We start from the raw sequence: 234 nt of genomic DNA on the forward strand, positions 1-234 counted from the left end.
GGCTTGAGCGCGCGACGCATTAGCTGCGGTCCATCAGAAACTTGTACACGTCGCGCGGCGTCTTCAAATCCACGTTTTTGTAGACAATGCCGTGTGTCGTGCGTACCGGGTCCGACACCTCGATAGTACCGTCTTGCAGCGTACGCGCATCGTACCCGGCGGCGCGCAGCGCAGCCAGCGGGCCTTTCATTTCGTGAAATTTGGTAATTGCGTTCATTTCGTTTTACTCCGTAG

Annotated in this window: 1 protein-coding gene; it reads right to left on the bottom strand. The window is 56.4% G+C overall.

Going from position 1 to position 234, the window contains the following annotated elements; translation table 11 throughout:
• Positions 1 to 19: 19 nt before the first annotated feature.
• Complete coding sequence (locus tag AC1RPG_RS08985) at positions 20 to 217, bottom strand: hypothetical protein (protein WP_289900953.1); 198 nt, start codon at positions 215 to 217, stop codon at positions 20 to 22.
• Between the last annotated feature and the right edge of the window lie 17 nt (positions 218 to 234).

This window comes from Dellaglioa sp. CoH-57-MRSF-18 (assembly GCF_056781995.1).